The organism is Streptosporangium sp. NPDC020145, from assembly GCF_040631275.1.
In the GTDB taxonomy this organism is placed as follows: domain Bacteria; phylum Actinomycetota; class Actinomycetes; order Streptosporangiales; family Streptosporangiaceae; genus Streptosporangium.
The window spans coordinates 79,939-95,460 of sequence record NZ_JBEXZT010000005.1 but is presented as its reverse complement, the minus strand read 5'-3'; the positions used below and the strand labels follow the sequence as shown (position 1 = coordinate 95,460).

The window sequence follows — 15,522 nt, the reverse complement described above, 5'->3', positions numbered from 1 at the left end:
TGCCGCACCGCCGGATCGCCTCATTCGGTTAGGTATGCCTAACCAGCAGGACGTCCATCAGGTTGCAGCGGTTGTCTCGATATCAAGATATATGGGCATGTATCTCGATATCAAGTTACTCACGGGTATGGTCAAGGTTGGACAAGACGGAAGTAGAGCAGGCCCAGGACGACCACCGAGAGCACCGGGGCGAGGAACTTCTGCTCGAAGGCGCGGCCCGTCTTGATGCCTATCTTCCAGGGCAGCAGCCAGCGCTGACGCAACGGCCACAGCACCGGGCAGCCCTTCTCCGTGCAGCAGTCTCCCACGACGTGCACCAGGCAGCCGACCGCGACCGCCACCCCCAGCCAGGCGTACCCCACGTTCTCATTGCGGAAGACCACGAACAGCCCGAAGGTCAGGCCGATGTTGACCATCGCGGAGGCGACCTTCTTGCCCGGGACGCCGATGCCGATGGCCCGCAACGCCAGGCCGATGAGCAGCACGACGAGGATGTCCCTGCCGATCGGATAGGTGTTGGCCAGGTAGTGCGCCCCGAACCCGACGGCGACCGCGAACAGCAGCGAGTGGGTGGCGTGCCGGTGCCCCCCGCTCAGCCACGAGACGGCCTTGCTCAGCCCCCAGGTGACCGGGCCGAAGGTCTGGGCGATCGTCGCGCTCGGGTGGTCCAGGTCCGGCAGCATCGCGGCCCCGGCGCAGACCAGCGTCCCGGCGATGAACTCCGCCGGGGTGAGCGCGTGCACCATGACCCCGGTCTCGATGAACCTGGAGGACTCGGTGAGCAGCGGCAGGGCCGCCAGCGTCGGCGCCACTCCCAGCCACGCCACCGCCCCCGTCAGCGCGTGCGTGTGCCCCATCATCGGCCAAACACTCCCATCAAGATCACTTTGATCGACTGTACGGCAAAGCCCGCCCAAACAGAGGATCAAGTCATTCTTCATCGTCGGCGTGTCGGCCGTAAGTGCTCGATGGGAAACATACGCGCGACCGGAGCAGGGCGGAGCGGCTTCGAACCACTCCCCGGATCCGTCCGCATGAGGGCCGTACCGGCCCCGCGCGCCGGCGGGTCCTCCAGGGGCCTCCTCGCCGCCCCTGATCCCGGACCCACGAAGGGGCGCCCCTACCCGAGAGGACGCCCGCCGTGGTCGCCCGGAGCTCAGCCGAGAGGGCGCCCGCCGTTCCGGTCGTCGGCCCTGTCATACCCGCCGTGGCCTCTCCGGCCGGACCGGTCACCGCTCCATGACCGATCGCCGCCTCTGGAGCGGTCGTATCCACGGTCGGCGAACCGTCCGGTACCCCGGCCGCCGCGCCGTGCGCCCGTCCTGCCGCCGGAGCCCTCGAACGTCCATCTCCTGGAGCGCGTTCCTCCGTGTGGCCTGCCCCTGGCGTGTGTCCCGTCGAGTTCGCCGGCCCGCCGGGTGTTCCGCCCCGCCCGGTGCTTCCTCGACCATCCGGCCTGCCACTCGTCGGCCCACTCGGTGCCCGCGGAACGCCTGTTCCCCCGGTCGTGTCCCCATCGCCAGCCGCGTCGGCCGGCTCCCGGGTTCGTCCGTCCGGTGGCCCGCCTTCCGGCGTGCTCACCGGCCGGGGGCCCCTGCCGTCCGACCGTCCAGCCGGTGGAGCTGTCGTGCCCCGGTTTCGAGTGCTGCTGCGTGGCTCCCACGGCCGCGATCCCCACGAGTACGGCCAGCAGTCCGGCGCGCATCATGTCCATTGGTCTCTCCCCCTGGTCCGTCCGATCTTCAGGGGGCAGATCTCCACAGACGTTCTACCCGGGGGCCGGGAACGGCTAACGGACGCGAGAAGGGGCGCGAGGCCACGCATGAGAAGGGCGACCCGGGGGAAGATCTCCCTCAGGCCGCCCGTTTCTCCACAAACGACAGACGGGACCGTTCCGTGCCGAAAGCACCCCCCAGCCCTTCCGGCGCGGAACGAATCCCGTCTATGTCCTTTGTAACGTGCAGGTCTCAGGAGTTGTTCCAATTTCAGCCGGGAATTACGTGATCTATCTCACTTTCTCGTCTCGCAGCCGAGAGTTCGCCCTCCGTGACGGTCCGCAGGAAGGGCACGACCGGCACGACGGCCAGTACGGCGAAGCCCGCGAAGGCGGCTCTCACCCCCGCCAGTTCGGCGAGCAGCCCGGCCAGTCCGGCACCGACGGGCAGGGTTCCCCAGCTCAGCAGGCGTGAGGCGGCCGAGTAGCGTCCCAGCAGGTGGTCGGGGACGATCAGCTGCGCCAGGGTGCGGCTGTTGACCGTCCAGAGCGTGCCTCCCATGCCGCCCAGGAACGCGGCCGCGCCCACCGCCCAGGCCTGGGGAAGGGCCGCGGGGACGACCATCATCAGGATCGTGCCGACGAGGTCGAGGAACAGCGCCCACCGCACACCGAGCAGGCGGTTGACCGGGCCGGTGAGCACCGCGCCGGCCAGGCCGCCGACGCCGATCGAGCCGAGCAGCAGGCCGTACGCGGCGGGGTCGAGGCCGAGGGTCCGCACGGCGTAGGAGGGCAGCAGGGCCAGCCAGGCGCTCCAGCAGGCCACGAGCACCGCGATGGTCAGTGACATCGTGCGCAGCAGGCGGTGCCGCCACAGGAAGGCGAGCCCCTCGACCATCTCCCCCCGCACCCCGCTGGGTCGCGTGGCCGTACCGGCCGGGCGGGCGACGCGGAAGCGGCCCGCGAGCAGGGCGAGCAGTACGGCTCCGAGCGCGAAGGCCCCGGCGGAGGAGCCGAGTGCGAAGGCGGCGCCGACACCGGTCAGCAGGCCGCCGACGGCCGGTCCGGCGAACTCGTTCGCCACGGTCTCCGCGCCCGCGATCCAGGCGTTGGCCCGGCCGAGCCGTTGCCTGGGCACCGCGGCGGGGACCAGGGCGCCGACCGCGGAGTTCGCGACGACTTCGGCCAGGCCGATCAGGACTCCCGACAGGTAGAGCAGTGGCAGGGTCAACGCCTCCGCCGTGACCGCGGCCAGCAGGACGAGCGCGACCGCGAGCCTGACCAGGTTGGCCAGGGCGGCCAGGCGTCTGCGGTCGCCCCGGTCGACGAGCACGCCCACGTGGAGGGAGGCCAGCAGCCACGGCAGTGTCAGGGTCAGCCCGACCCCGGCGACCAGGCCGGGCGAGTCGGTCAGCTCGACGGCGAGCAGAGGGAGCGCGATCTTGGCCACCCCGTCGGCGAGGTTGGTCGCGACGGTGAAACCGATGAGCACCGTCTCGTTGCGCCGCGGCGCCCGTTCCGCGTAATTCGTCATCAGCTAACCCCCAAAACACTTTAGAAGGTTACAGGGTAGCCCTGAAGCCCGAGATGCGAAATCAGGGGTTGTTCTTAGAACGCTCTCGATATATCTTTGACACATCAAGAGCGGTCGGAGGACGATCGCCGAGAACAGGGGGTACCGACATGTCGGCGGAAGCGATGGGAGGCTGGGCCTCGGGGGCCGTGCCGCACGAGATCAGGCGCGAGATGAGGCGCGCCGCCAGGGAGGTCTTCAGGGGCATGGCCACCGCCTGGCACCACGACGGCCCGGGTCCGCGCGAGCACGGCCCGCACGCCTTCGGGCCGCACGAGCACCACCACAGGGAGCACAGGGAGCACGGAGAGCGCCGGGAGCACAGGGAGCGCGGTGGCCGCCGCGGCGGGCCGTTCCCCGGTGGCCCCTTCCCCTGGGACTTCGGCAGGGGCGGTCCGTTCGGGCGAGGGGGCCCGTTCGGCGGGGGCGGCCCCTTCGGGCGGGGGCGCAAGGCGAAGCGGGGCGACGTCCGCGCCGCGATCCTCGCGCTGCTCTCCGAGGAGCCGCGCAACGGCTACCAGATCATCCAGGAGATCGCCAAGCGCAGCCAGGGGGGCTGGAAGCCCAGTCCCGGCGCGGTCTACCCGGCGCTCCAGCAGCTCACCGACGAGGGCCTCGTCCTGTCCGAGGAGACCGACGGGCGCAAGTCCTTCCAGCTCACCGAGGCGGGCAGGGCCTATGTCGCCGAGCATCAGGAGGAGCTGCGCGCGCCGTGGGAGGAGATGACCCCCGATCTCGGGGAGAGTTCCTGGGAACTGATGGATCTGGCCCGCCAGTCAGCCGTCGCTCTCTTCCAGGTCTTGCAGAATGGCAGTGAGGCGCAGATCCGCCAGGCCCGGCAGATCATGATCGACACGCGCCGCAAGCTCTACCAGATCCTGGCAGACGGCGAACCCGGCGAGGAGTGATCCCACGATGACGTTTCCCGACGATCTCCGCATCGGAGACGCCGAACGCGACGCCGCCACGGAGTCCCTGCGTGAGCACTACGCGCAGGGCAGGCTGAACCACGAGGAGTTCGAGGAACGCCTCGACGTGATCATGACGGCGCGTACAGGTCGTGATCTGGCCCGCGCGGGCGCCGACCTGCCCGACCTGCCCGGCATGTACGGCTTCGGCGCCACCGAGAACGGCGGCCACGGCGCCGTCGCGGAGGGTGGCGGGGAGCGGTGGGACCATCACTCATGGGACCAGCGGGAGTGGCGCAGGCAGTGGCGCGATCAGTGGCGTGAGGCCCGCAGGCTCCACCGGCACGCCCATCACGGCTGGTCCCACTCCGGCCAGTGGCAGCGGCAGTGGCAGCAGCAGTGGAACGAGCAGTGGCGGAACCAGGCGGCACTGCAGCGGCTGACCGCCCAGCGGTGGGCCGCGGCCCGGCATCACCGGCCGGGGCACCACCGGGGCGGGGGCGCGTTCGTGCCGGTGCTGATCGGGGTGGTCGCCCTGACGGCGATCATGGGGTTCGGCGTCTTCAAGATCCTGTTCCTGGCCTGGATCGTGATGGCCGTGGCGGGCGTGTTGCACCGCAAGCACTGGCACCACCGGATGGGCCACGGCCGTAGGTGAATCCCCTGGCCCGGCCCCTTCCGCCCACGGGAGGGGTCAGGCCAGAGACTCCCTCAGCAACCGCAGCTCTCCGGCTATCCGGTCCAGCGTCCAGTGGGCGTTCAGCCCGCTGGGGTTGGGCAGCACCCACACGGCCGTCTCCCCGATCCGCCTGTCCTGCGGCCCGATCACCGCTCCGCGCTCGGCGAAGGCCGTCCGGTAGGCGGTGACGCCCAGGACGGCCAGCACCTTCGGCCTGACCTCGGCGACCAGCCCGGCCAGCCGTACCCCTCCCTCACGGAACTCCTCGGCGGACAGCTCCGCCGCCTGGGCCGTGGCCCGCGCGACCACGTTGGTGATCCCGAGGCCGTAGGAGGGCAGTTCCCACTGCTGAGCGGGGGCCAGCAGCCTGGGGGTGAAGCCCGACAGGTGCAGCGCCGGCCAGAAGCGGTTGCCGGGCCTGGCGAAGTGGTGACCGGTCACCGCGGAGTACAGACCGGGGTTGATGCCGCAGAACAGCACCTCGATCGAGGGGCCGAGCACGTCGTCGACGGTCAGGTCGGCCGCGGCGGCCAGCTCGGCCTTCGTCGGCCTCGGCGGCTTCGCCGATGGCGGGGTTTCCGGGACCGGGGGCACGGGACGAACCTAACCCATCTCCTCCAGTTTCCTGCCCTTGGTCTCACGCACCTTGAACAGCACGAAGAAGAAGGAGAGCACGGCGAAGAAGGCGTATCCCACGTAGGCGCCCGCGAGACTCCACTCGGCCAGGGACGGGAACGAGACGGTGATCAGCCAGTTGGCCACCCACTGGGCGGCGGCGGCCACGGACAGCGCGGCCGCCCTGATCCTGTTGGGGAACATCTCTCCCAGCAACACCCAGACCACGACACCCCACGACAGCGCGAAGAACAGCACGAACACGTGCGCGGCGACCAGGGCGACGGTCCCCTGCGCCGACGGCAGCCGTACGGTGTCGCCGATGTGGACGCCCGCGCTGAAGGCCCACGCGGCGACGGCGAGGGCGACCGCCATGCCCGCGGAGCCGATCAGCAGCAGCGGCCTGCGGCCGATCCGGTCGACCAGCGCGATGGCGATGAACGTGCCGACGATGTTGATGATCGAGGTGGAGAAGCTGATCAGCAGCGAGTCGCTCTGGTTGATGCCGACCGACTGCCACAACGACGCCGAGTAGTAGAAGATGACGTTGATTCCGACGAACTGCTGGAACACCGAGAGCAGGATGCCGATCCAGACGATCGGCAGCAGGCCGAACGCCGGGCCGCGCAGGTCGCTGAGCCGGGGCCGGTGCTCCAGGCGCAGTGAGGCCTGGATCTCCTTGAGCCGTTCCTCAAGGTCGGTCCTTTCCCCCTCGACCTCCTTGAGCACCCGGCGCGCCATCTCCGTCCTGCCGATGGCGACGAGGAACCTCGGAGACTCGGGGATGATCGTCGAGAAGAGCAGATAGAGCAGGGCGGGCACCAGGCAGGCGCCCAGCATCCACTGCCAGGCCTGCAGGCCGAGCAGCCTGTTGTTGACGTCTCCCCCGGCGAGTTGCGCGATCGCGAAGTTGACCAGCTGGGAGACCGCGATGCCCAGCACGATCGCGAGCTGCTGGAAGGAACCCAGACGCCCCCGGTAGGCGGGCGGCGCGACCTCGGCGATGTAGGCGGGGCCGATCACCGAGGCCATGCCGATGCCGACGCCGGCGAGCACCCGCCACAGGGCCAGGTCCCAGATCGCGAACGGCAGCGCCTGGCCGAGGGAGCTGACCGCGAACAGCAGCGCGGCCACCTGCATCGTCCTGGTGCGTCCCCAGCGGTCGGCGATGCGCCCGGCGATCCACGCGCCCAGCGCCGAGCCGAGCAGCGCGATCGCGACGACGAACCCGATCTGGACGGGACCGACCTGGAAGTGCTTCTGGATGCCGGTCACGGCGCCGTTGATGACCGCGCTGTCGTAGCCGAAGAGGAACCCGCCGATGGCGGCCGCGGCGGTGATGAAGACGACGTGCCCGAGGTTCTCTTTGGGGGTGCCCGAAGGGGTGGTACCGACCATGACAGTCCTTTCCCCGAAACCCATGTGCCTAACGGGCCGCCCCGCGATGCCCCCTCGCCTTCTGAACCTGCCCTGAACTGCGGAAACATCCCTGTTCTGAGTCTCTCACGCCGCCCTCGCACGTCGGCGGCGCGACTCACCCGGCCCCCTCACGGCCCGCCCGTACGGCTCACCAGCGCAGGATCGCGGCCACCCCGCCGGACTCGGCGAGGTCCTGTGCGGCCTCTCCGTCCAGCACGATCACCTCGGCGTCGATGTCGAGGGCGCGTTCGATCATGCGTTCCCCCATCGTGGGATCGGGCACGACCTCCTCCCCCGGTTCGCCCCGCGGGACGTCTCCCCGGGCGTAGAGCCGCCCGTCCTCCGTACGGCCGCCGTCCCACTCGCCGGACTCGTTCAGCAGCAGCTGTGCCACCCGGCTGTCGTTCAGCGCGCCGAGCGTCGCCTCAAGGCCCAGGGCGCCGGGACCGCCGGACAGGGCGGCGTCCCTGGCCCGCTCGGTCAGCTCGACGCCGTGCCGGGTGCGGGCGGCCCTCAGCTGCGGCTCGACGTACTCGGCGAGCTTGGCCGGGGGCAGCGAGTCGACGACCGCGTCGACCTGGAGAACGTCCCCGCCGACCAGGGGCGCGACGATCTCGGTCAGCTGGACGTCGCCGAGGAGAACGACCGTCTGCCAGCCGCGCCGCCTGGCCTCCTCGGCCACTCCCGGAGCCGCGGCGCGCAGCTGCCGGGTGAGGTTCTCCTCGACGCGGCGTTCGAACTTGTCGCGGTGCGTCGCGGCCGACCTGGCGAGTTCCGCGGTGGCCGGGCCGCGCATCTGCTTCCACTCCTCCACGGGGATCTCGAAGGAGGTACCGCCCAGGTCCTCGGTCAGGCCGTACCGGTAGTCGATCATCTTCAGGCCGTCCCTGGAGAGCACGACGAGACCCGCGGGAGGCGCGGCCTCGACCGCGTTGACCAGCGGGCGCACGTACGCCGTCGACTCCATGACGATCTGGTCGGCGACCGGCACCTGGAAGGAGAACGACCGCGCCCGGCCGTCGCCGACCGGTGCGAACATGACGCGTCCCAGGCCTGACTCCGTCGGGTCGAGCAGCTGCTCGAAGTCCGTCTCCAGTTCGTCGAGCCGGTTCAGCAGGGCCGTCCGCCGTTCTCTGTCCCTGACGGCCGTCATCTGCTCCCGCAGCTCCGACAGCTCGTTGCCGAAGCGGATCCGCCAGGCGGGTTTGACCGCCGCCTCCTCCTGCGGGGAGGCGGTCACGTAGAACGACAGCACCCCCAGCTCGTCGTGCATGGAGACGACCTCCCGCAGAGCTGCACGGCCGAATCGCTCGAATTCCACGGCGCCTCCCCTGATGGTCGGGTTCTCACCACAGTAAGGAGAGATACGGGAGGGATATGGGACGCATCGTGGAATATGCCCTTCCGCTGCGCGTGTCTTTACCCGGGCGCCGGACGCCCGGCGTCCGGCGTCCGGTCTACACCCCGGGCAGGACCTCGGCGGCGATCAGTTCGAGCTGGTCGAGGTCCGACAGGTCCATGACCTGCAGGTAGACCCGCTCGACGCCCAGCTCGGCGAACTCCCCGATCTTGGCGACCACCTCGGCCGGGGTACCCGCCAGGCCACTGGCCCGCAGCGCGTCCAGCTCCTGGCCCGCGGCCCGGGCGCGGCGCGCGATCTCGGCCTCGCCGGTGCCGACGGCCACGGTCTGCGCGACGGAGAAGACGATCGGCCGGTCGCGTCCCTCCTCCTCACAGGCCCTCCTGACCCGGCCGAAGGCGGCGGCGCTGTCCTGCGGGGTGTGGAAGGGGACGTTGTACTCGTCGGCGAACCGCGCGGCCAGGAGCGGGGTGCGCCTGGCGCCGAACCCGCCGATGATGATCGGCGGCCTGGGGGTCTGCTCGGGCTTGGGCAGCGCGGGTGAGTCCGCGAGCCGGTAGTGGGCCCCCTCGAAGGAGAACGTCTCCCCGACCGGCGTGCCCCAGAGCCCGGTCAGGATCTCCAACTGCTCCTCGAAACGGGCGAAGCGCTCGCCGAGCGGCGGGAAGGGGATCCCGTACGCGACGTGCTCGGCGTCGAACCAGCCGGTGCCCAGGCCCAGCTCGACCCGGCCGCCGCTCATCCGGTCCACCTGGGCCACGCTGATCGCCAGCGCGCCGGGATACCTGAAGGTGGCGGGGGTGACCAGGGTGCCGAGCCTGATCGTGGAGGTCTCCCTGGCCAGGCCCGCGAGGGTCACCCAGGCGTCGGTCGAGCCGGGGCCGGGGTCGCCGGGGCCGATCCGCTGGTAGTGGTCGGAACGGAAGAAGGCGTCGAAGCCCAGTCGCTCCGCGGTCCGCGCGACCGTCAGGAGCTCGTCGTATGTGGCGCCCTGCTGCGGTTCGGTGAAGATCCTCAACTTCATGAACATCATTATCCGGGCACTACGGACGCCGTCCATGGAAACACAACGGCGTGGCGGAACACTTGCTACCGTTCATTCTTCGGTGCGCAAAGTGACCGTACAGGCACCCATCGCAACCGTTCTGTGCCGTCGAGGAGGGAGATCCCATGCCGGTGGCGACAGAGTCGGCGACCGGGCCGGAGGCAGGTCCTGAGCCCGGAGCCACCACCCGCCGCGTCCGCGAACCCGGCACTCCGCCGCGTTCCCTCGTCGCGCTCGCCTCCCTGGCCCTCGCCGCGGGGACGGGCGCCGCCCTCTGGGTGCTGCCCGGCGGGGCCGTACGGCCCGCGCGGGCCCAGCGACCGGCCGCTCCCCCGCCCGTCCCGGTCCCCACCCCGCTCGCCTCGGCCCCCGTCCCGTCTCCCGCCGGGCGGCCCGGTCCCGTCGCACGCCCCTCGGGGTTCGTGACGTTCGTCGACGCCGCCAGGAACCCGTCGTTCACGGCGCCGTTCACGCCCCCGGGGCCGTCCGCGCCCGGCCGGGTGCACTGGTTCACCCTGGGACACCTCACCGCGGGCGAGGACGGCTGCACCCCCGAGTGGAACGGGCGGGACCCGGGTCTGTCACCCGCCGGACGCCTGGAGCGCCTGCGGGCCTCCGGCGGCGAGGCGGGACTCGTCTTCGGCGGTCCCGGAGGCAGGGAACTGGCCGCCACCTGCACCGACCTCGGGCGCCTCACCGAGGCCTACCGGCGCGCGGTGAACGCCTCAGGCGCGGGCTACGTCGACTTCGAACTCGGCGGAGGCGACAACGAGGCGACCGTCCTGCGCCGCGCGGCGGCCATCGCGTCCCTGCAGCGTGAGGCCGCCGCGGCGGGCGGGACCCTCACGGTGAGCTTCACCCTGCCCGCGAACGGCGACGGTCTCAGCCTCGCCGACCAGCGGATGCTCAGGGTCACCCGGGAGCACGGGGCCGAGATCTCCGCGGTCAACCTCCTGGTCCCGATCCGGAGCGGTCCCGGGCGTCGCTCCCGGCTGCGGCCGATCGCCGAGACCGTACGGGCGGCCCATCCCCAGGTCGTCAGGTCCCTGGGCAGGACGGGCACGGGGCACCGGATCGCCCTGTCCCCGTTCCTGAGCGGCGCGAAGGACCTGACCTCCGCCGACGCCCGCAAACTGGTCGCCTTCAGCGCCCGCGAGGGGATGGCCTGGCTGTCCACCAGGGGAGCCGCCCCCTCCTGGCGCGTGTCCCGCCTGCTGGCGGGCCTGGCCCACTAGACAGACACCCCACATGGGGTTATACATGCGCCGCAGTCCTCGTCGAACCCACAGGGGAGACATGCCGAAGATCAACGTGTACCTGCCCGACGAACTGGCCGAGGCGGTCAAGGCTGCGGGGGTCCCGGTCTCCGCCGTCTGCCAGCGTGCCCTGGAGCAGGCCGTACGGCGTATCACCGCCATCAGGGAGACCGGGCTCGGCTCCCCGGGACTCGACGGCTCCGGCGCCCGCTTCGCGAGCTTCACCCCTCGGGCCCGTACGGCGGTGAGCCTCGCGCTTGAGGAGGCACGCGCGGGCGGGGCCGCCGAGGTCGGCACCGAGCACCTGCTGGGCGGCCTGCTCGCCGAGGGCACCAACCTGGCCCTGCACGTCCTGCGCGCCGTGGAGGTCGATCCCGGGCAGGTACGGCGTGAGCTGGACGCCCTCGGCGGGAACGGCGCCGTGTCCGCCGCCCCGGCGCGATTCAGCGGGCCCGCGGCCGCGGCCCTCGAACTGACCGTCTCCGACGCCATCGCCCTGGGACACAACTACGTCGGGTGCGAGCACCTGCTCCTCGGCCTGGTCGCGGAGCCGGAGGGAACGGCGGGACGCGTCCTGCGGAGGCTCGGCGCCGAACCGAGGCTGACCCGCCGCGCCGTCACCGCCGCGCTGGCGGGCTACGTCCACCTCAGGGCGCAGGACCAGGCCGCGGCCGAACGGCCGCCGAGGTCTTCGCCGGAATCCCTGTCCGAGGCCGTCCGCCGGGAGCTGCGGCCCATCGTCCAGCGCCTGGAACGGCTTGAGGAACGGCTCGGCCGGCCCGCGGAAGGGTGAGGGCACCCAGACTGTCGCGAAAAATCCCCTGAAGCCGGACATGTAACGGCTATAGGGTTCGCCCGTGGACAATCTTGAAAGCCTCGTCATCACGAGACGGCTTCGGGTCCCCGTCGACACCCCGCACGAGGCCGCGCCAGGGTGGGGGGAGGTCGCCGCCCGCCAGCTCGACGCCGCGTTGCTGAGCGTCGGCTTCACCTGCTCGGCCGCGCTGCTCGAACGCCTGTCGAGCCTGCCCGGCGAGGAGGTTATCGACCTCGGCGCACGGGTCGTGTCCGTCGTCCGCGGCCTGGTCGGCGACCACGTCCAGCACAACGCCTACTTCGTCGACTTCCCGAGGAACGTGCCGGACACCCTGGAGTTCTGGGCCGGCATGCTCCACGAGGCCCTGCTCGACCCGGTCGCCGCGGACCGCCTCCGGGGCCCCGCGCTCAACCTGCTCGAACTGCCCGACTACGGCCGTTACCAGCACACCTACGCGGACCTGCTCGCCGCCCACGCCGAGCTCGTCCCGCTCGCCGGAGACCGGGTGACCGTGCTCGACCTGGGCGGAAGCCTGCAGGACGAGGCCCGGGAGCTGTACTTCTCGCTGGCGGGTTCCGAGGTGCCGCCTGCCGTCGAGGACCTGGCCGCGCTGCGCGCCCTGGCCGCCTTCTGCGTCGCCTCCGGGACCGGCCACCCCGAGCGTGTTCCCGTGCGGGAGAACCGCGCGGTCCTCAACGAGGTACGGCTCGCCGCCGGCCTGCCCCTCCTCGTCGACACGGTGACCGACGTGCTCAGACTCGCCTGCGGCCTGTCCGGAGGCGACGTCACGCTGGCCGTGCCCACGAGGTTCCGTTCGTTCCGCCGCGCCGAGCGCCGGGCCCTGCTGCGGGCCCTGGACGCGGTGGCCACCCCGGCCGGGCTCGGCGACGTGTCACGTCTCCGGGAGCGGTGGAAGCGGCTCGGGGAACGGCTGCACCCCCACGAGCACCCCGGCTTCCCACGCGCCGCCCGGGTCTTCGAGGTGGCCAGGGGCGACCTGCGGGTCGCGGGAACCGGCAGCCGGGTCGAGGCGGCCCTGGCCGCGGGCCGTACGGCCGAGGCCGTCGAGCTGCTGGAGAACGCGCCCGGGGCGCTGTTGCGCCGCCTCGACCACCTGCTGCGGACCGGGTCCGACGAGCGTGCGGTGTTCGAGGCCGTGGAGAGGGCGGTCACCGGCGCCTCCGGCCGTGTCCTGCTGTCCCTGCGCGAGCACATGCAGAACCGGCTCGTCCCCGCCGCCGGGCGTGTCTTCGTCAACCGGCACGCCAGGGCGTGGACGGCCCCCGACCTCCGTCCGCCGCTCGCCGGGGAGGTCCTGACGCGGGTGCTGGCCGTACTGGACGCCGAGATCGTCCGGCGGCTCCCGGACCCCGGTGAGCTGGTCGTCGATCCCGACGCGCTGGACGTCGCCCTGCCGCTGTCCGCCAAGGCTGTCTCCCCCGGGCTCGGCATGCTGCCCCGCGGCTCGCTCTCGGCGGTCGACGGCGAGATGCTCAGGTTCTTCGTGCACTGGCGCGAGGCCAGGCGGCGCACCGACTACGACCTGTCGGCGCTCATGCTCGACGCCTCCTACGGCTCCCCTGAGCACGTCTCGTGGACGAACCTCGCCAACGGCTTCGCCCGGTACTCCGGTGACCTCACCGAGGCTCCGGCGCCGCACGGCGCCTCGGAGTTCATCGACATCCGGCTCGCCGAGTCGACCCGTCCGATCGTCATCCCCCAGGTCAACGTCTTCTCCGGGGAGTCGTTCGACGAGGCGGCCGAGGCGTTCTTCGGCTACATGACGAGAGACGCCGCGCAGGAGGGCATGCCCTTCGAGCCGCGTACCGTGCGGATGAAGTCGGACCTGCGCGGGTCGGGGCAGATCGCCCTGCCGCTCGTCTTCCTGCGCGGCGACGACGGCCACTGGCGGGTGAAGTGGCTGCACCTCTACCTGAGGGGCTATCCCCAGTTCAACCGGGTCGAGGACAACCGGCTCACCGCCTCACTGCTGGTGCGCTCGATCGTGGAGCGCGACTACCTGCGGGTGCGTCACCTGGTCGAGCTGTGGCGCGCGAAGGGGCCCTCCACCGGGCGGCACGTCACCTACATCGGGTTTGAGGCGTCGGCGGCGCCGCCGGGTGCCCGGGTCCACACTCCGGCGACGCTGCACGAGGTGATCCCCGCCTGATACGGTGTGGCCGCGAGGCCATGAGGGGACTTCCTTCTCACCATTTCCCGGTAGTCTCCCCGCTCTCCTCGCGGTCCGGTCGTGAGGCCATTCGAGGGCTTCCTTCTTCCTGGTTCGATTCCAGGTAGGCCCCATGGGCCTACTGGCGCTCAGCCCCCGAGCCTTCCTCACGACCGGTTTCTACATCTGCTGCCACAGAGGGGGCGTCGTGTCCGGCTCCCATTCGGGCAGCGAGGTGTGCGCCTGCAGGCAGCGGTAGGTTGCGTTGTTATGGATGACCAGTTCACCCACCTTGTACCGCATACCGATCTGCCAGGTGGCGCAGTAGGCGACGTCCCCGGACCCGGGGGCGGGTGGGCCGGGAACGTCGGCGGCGGCGGGCGGGACGACGGCCAGGACGCCTGCGGTCAGTGCCGCCGCGAGCACGACGGCATGGGGTCTTCGGAGGTTCACCACGGTCTCCTCGTGAGATCCATCGGGACACCTCAATGTGACTACCGGCCTCCCCGGGCGAGAAGCTCGCATTTCTCCATATTTCGGGCGAATAGTCGCCCTGCCCACGCCCTTCCGGACAGCCGCGCGTCCACGTCGTGGAATGCCGGCAGGGCCTCCACGGGGAGAGAGCCGGCCACGCCCGCGTGCGGCGCTTCCCGGTTCAAGGACATGACGGCGCCCCCGCCCTGAAGGCGGGGGCGGTTCCCCGCCGGAGGCTAGATCGTCTCGCCGGTCAGCAGGGCGACACACTCCACGTGATGCGTCATCGGGAACGCGTCGAAGGCTCGCAGGTCGGCGAGGCGGTAGGAACGGTCGCCGAACCAGGCCAGGTCACGGGCCATCGTCGCCGGGTCGCAGGAGACGTAGACGATCCTGGTGGCCGCGAGGGCGGCGAGCTGCTCGACGACCTCGCGGCCGAGACCGGCGCGGGGCGGGTCCACGACGACCAGGTCGGCGCGCTCGATGCCGAAGCGGTCGAGGGCGTTCTCCACCCGGCCCCTGGCGAAGCGGGCCTGGGGCAGGTCGCGCAGGTTGCGCTCGGCGTCCCGTACGGCCACCGACTCCGACTCGACGCCGAAGACCGCGCCCTCCGGGCCGACCGCCTCGGCCAGGCCCGCGGCGAACAGGCCGACACCGCAGTACAGGTCGAGGGCCCACTCCCCGGGACGTGGGGCGGCGAACTCCATGACCGCGCCGAGCAGGGTCTCCGCGGCGCCGGGGTGGACCTGCCAGAAGCCGCTGCCCGTGACCTGGAAGTCGCGTTCGCCGACCCGCTCGACGAGATGGTTGCGGCCGTGGACGACACGGCTTCTGCCCCCGCCCTCGTCCACGAAGACGGCCACGCTCGCGTCGATGTCGGGCACCGCGACCGTACGGCGCGGCCTGGGGGCGATCACGACGGCCTGGTCGCCGGTGTTCGAGGCGATGACCTCGACCGAGGAGGCGTTGCGCCAGTTCATGACCTCCGCCCCGACGTTCTCCACCTCCGGGTGGGCGATCAGGCAGGCGTCGATCGGCTCGATGTCGTGGGAGCGGTGGCGCCGCAGGCCGAGGACGCCGTCGCGGTCGACGGCGAACTGAACCCGGGTGCGCCAGCCGAGCCCGTCGGGGGCGCCGGGCACCTCCTCGACGACGCCCTTCCACTCGATCCCGGCGAGCCTGCCCAGCTGTTCGGCGACCACGGCGGTCTTCAGCAGGCGCTGGGCGTCGAGGGAGGCGTGCTGCCAGTCGCAGCCCCCGCAACGGCCGGGGCCCGCGAACGGGCACGGCGGGGTCACCCGGTCCGGGGAGGGGTCGAGGATCTCGACCGCGTCGGCCCGCAGGAACCGGGTGGTCTCCTCGGTGATCTCGGCCAGGACGCGCTCACCGGGGAGCGCGTGCCGTACGAAGACCACCCTGCCGTCATGGCGCGCGACGCACCAGCCACCGTGCGCGACGGGTCCCACCGTCAGTTCGATCGCCATCGTCACGC

The 15,522-nt window shown here is 71.5% G+C and carries 14 protein-coding genes; 5 read left to right on the top strand and 9 right to left on the bottom strand.

Annotation, left to right across the window (positions count from 1 at the left end):
- Positions 1-131: 131 nt before the first annotated feature.
- From ABZ463_RS11425 to ABZ463_RS11415, 3 genes are all read right to left on the bottom strand, one after another.
- Entirely contained in the window at positions 132-860 is a 729-nt protein-coding gene (locus tag ABZ463_RS11425) for a metal-dependent hydrolase (protein WP_352016150.1), read from the bottom strand.
- Positions 861-1,156: 296 nt separating this feature from the next.
- Positions 1,157-1,714: a hypothetical protein gene (locus ABZ463_RS11420; protein ID WP_362775491.1), complete on the bottom strand. Its 558-nt coding sequence runs from the start codon at positions 1,712-1,714 to the stop codon at positions 1,157-1,159.
- A 271-nt stretch (positions 1,715-1,985) separates the two neighbouring features.
- A complete protein-coding gene (locus ABZ463_RS11415; protein ID WP_362775489.1) occupies positions 1,986-3,248 on the bottom strand; it encodes an MFS transporter in 1,263 nt (420 codons plus the stop codon).
- A 149-nt stretch (positions 3,249-3,397) separates the two neighbouring features.
- Here ABZ463_RS11415 and ABZ463_RS11410 point away from each other — a divergent pair, with 149 nt between their 5' ends.
- Together ABZ463_RS11410 and ABZ463_RS11405 are read left to right on the top strand one after the other, a co-directional pair.
- The gene (locus tag ABZ463_RS11410) at positions 3,398-4,195 is read left to right on the top strand and encodes a PadR family transcriptional regulator (RefSeq protein ID WP_352016153.1); all 798 of its coding nucleotides are present in this window, start codon (positions 3,398-3,400) and stop codon (positions 4,193-4,195) included.
- 7 nt (positions 4,196-4,202) lie between these two features.
- Complete coding sequence (locus tag ABZ463_RS11405) at positions 4,203-4,853, top strand: DUF1707 domain-containing protein (protein ID WP_362775487.1); 651 nt, start codon at positions 4,203-4,205, stop codon at positions 4,851-4,853.
- A 36-nt stretch (positions 4,854-4,889) separates the two neighbouring features.
- Here the strand turns inward: ABZ463_RS11405 and mug are convergent, their stop codons facing one another.
- The 4 genes from mug to ABZ463_RS11385 form a co-directional block, all read right to left on the bottom strand.
- Positions 4,890-5,468, bottom strand: coding sequence for a G/U mismatch-specific DNA glycosylase (gene mug, locus ABZ463_RS11400; RefSeq protein ID WP_352016155.1), 579 nt, complete (start codon positions 5,466-5,468; stop codon positions 4,890-4,892).
- 9 nt (positions 5,469-5,477) lie between these two features.
- Positions 5,478-6,887 carry a sugar porter family MFS transporter gene (locus ABZ463_RS11395; protein WP_352016156.1) on the bottom strand — a complete coding sequence of 470 codons (1,410 nt, stop codon included), beginning with the start codon at positions 6,885-6,887 and terminating at the stop codon, positions 5,478-5,480.
- Between the two features lie 169 nt (positions 6,888-7,056).
- Positions 7,057-8,229, bottom strand: coding sequence for a VLRF1 family aeRF1-type release factor (locus tag ABZ463_RS11390; RefSeq protein ID WP_352016157.1), 1,173 nt, complete (start codon positions 8,227-8,229; stop codon positions 7,057-7,059).
- A 136-nt stretch (positions 8,230-8,365) separates the two neighbouring features.
- The gene (locus ABZ463_RS11385; RefSeq protein ID WP_362775484.1) at positions 8,366-9,292 is read right to left on the bottom strand and encodes an LLM class F420-dependent oxidoreductase; all 927 of its coding nucleotides are present in this window, start codon (positions 9,290-9,292) and stop codon (positions 8,366-8,368) included.
- 146 nt (positions 9,293-9,438) lie between these two features.
- On the opposite strand from ABZ463_RS11385, the gene ABZ463_RS11380 reads away from it, so the two are divergent.
- From ABZ463_RS11380 to ABZ463_RS11370, 3 genes are all read left to right on the top strand, one after another.
- A complete protein-coding gene (locus tag ABZ463_RS11380) occupies positions 9,439-10,548 on the top strand; it encodes a hypothetical protein (protein WP_362775482.1) in 1,110 nt (369 codons plus the stop codon).
- A gap of 61 nt (positions 10,549-10,609) precedes the next feature.
- Positions 10,610-11,362 (top strand): Clp protease N-terminal domain-containing protein, encoded by a 753-nt coding sequence (locus ABZ463_RS11375; RefSeq protein WP_352016160.1) that lies wholly within the window; start codon positions 10,610-10,612, stop codon positions 11,360-11,362.
- Positions 11,363-11,426: 64 nt separating this feature from the next.
- Positions 11,427-13,556, top strand: a complete 2,130-nt coding sequence (locus ABZ463_RS11370; RefSeq protein ID WP_362775479.1) for a hypothetical protein — start codon at positions 11,427-11,429, stop codon at positions 13,554-13,556.
- 180 nt (positions 13,557-13,736) lie between these two features.
- Here the strand turns inward: ABZ463_RS11370 and ABZ463_RS11365 are convergent, their stop codons facing one another.
- Positions 13,737-14,009, bottom strand: a complete 273-nt coding sequence (locus ABZ463_RS11365) for a carbohydrate-binding protein (protein ID WP_362775477.1) — start codon at positions 14,007-14,009, stop codon at positions 13,737-13,739.
- A gap of 257 nt (positions 14,010-14,266) precedes the next feature.
- Positions 14,267-15,514, bottom strand: a complete 1,248-nt coding sequence (locus ABZ463_RS11360) for a class I SAM-dependent RNA methyltransferase (RefSeq protein WP_362775475.1) — start codon at positions 15,512-15,514, stop codon at positions 14,267-14,269.
- Positions 15,515-15,522: the final 8 nt, after the last annotated feature.

Coding starts and splice junctions, on each gene's coding strand:
- ABZ463_RS11375 (WP_352016160.1), top strand. CDS start 10,610: ATGCCGAAGATCAACGTGTACCTGCCCGACGAACTGGCCGAGGCGGTC.
- ABZ463_RS11410 (WP_352016153.1), top strand. CDS start 3,398: ATGTCGGCGGAAGCGATGGGAGGCTGGGCCTCGGGGGCCGTGCCGCAC.
- ABZ463_RS11405 (WP_362775487.1), top strand. CDS start 4,203: ATGACGTTTCCCGACGATCTCCGCATCGGAGACGCCGAACGCGACGCC.
- ABZ463_RS11395 (WP_352016156.1), bottom strand. CDS start 6,887: ATGGTCGGTACCACCCCTTCGGGCACCCCCAAAGAGAACCTCGGGCAC.
- ABZ463_RS11420 (WP_362775491.1), bottom strand. CDS start 1,714: ATGGACATGATGCGCGCCGGACTGCTGGCCGTACTCGTGGGGATCGCG.
- ABZ463_RS11360 (WP_362775475.1), bottom strand. CDS start 15,514: ATGGCGATCGAACTGACGGTGGGACCCGTCGCGCACGGTGGCTGGTGC.
- ABZ463_RS11385 (WP_362775484.1), bottom strand. CDS start 9,292: ATGAAGTTGAGGATCTTCACCGAACCGCAGCAGGGCGCCACATACGAC.
- ABZ463_RS11380 (WP_362775482.1), top strand. CDS start 9,439: ATGCCGGTGGCGACAGAGTCGGCGACCGGGCCGGAGGCAGGTCCTGAG.
- ABZ463_RS11425 (WP_352016150.1), bottom strand. CDS start 860: ATGATGGGGCACACGCACGCGCTGACGGGGGCGGTGGCGTGGCTGGGA.
- ABZ463_RS11415 (WP_362775489.1), bottom strand. CDS start 3,248: ATGACGAATTACGCGGAACGGGCGCCGCGGCGCAACGAGACGGTGCTC.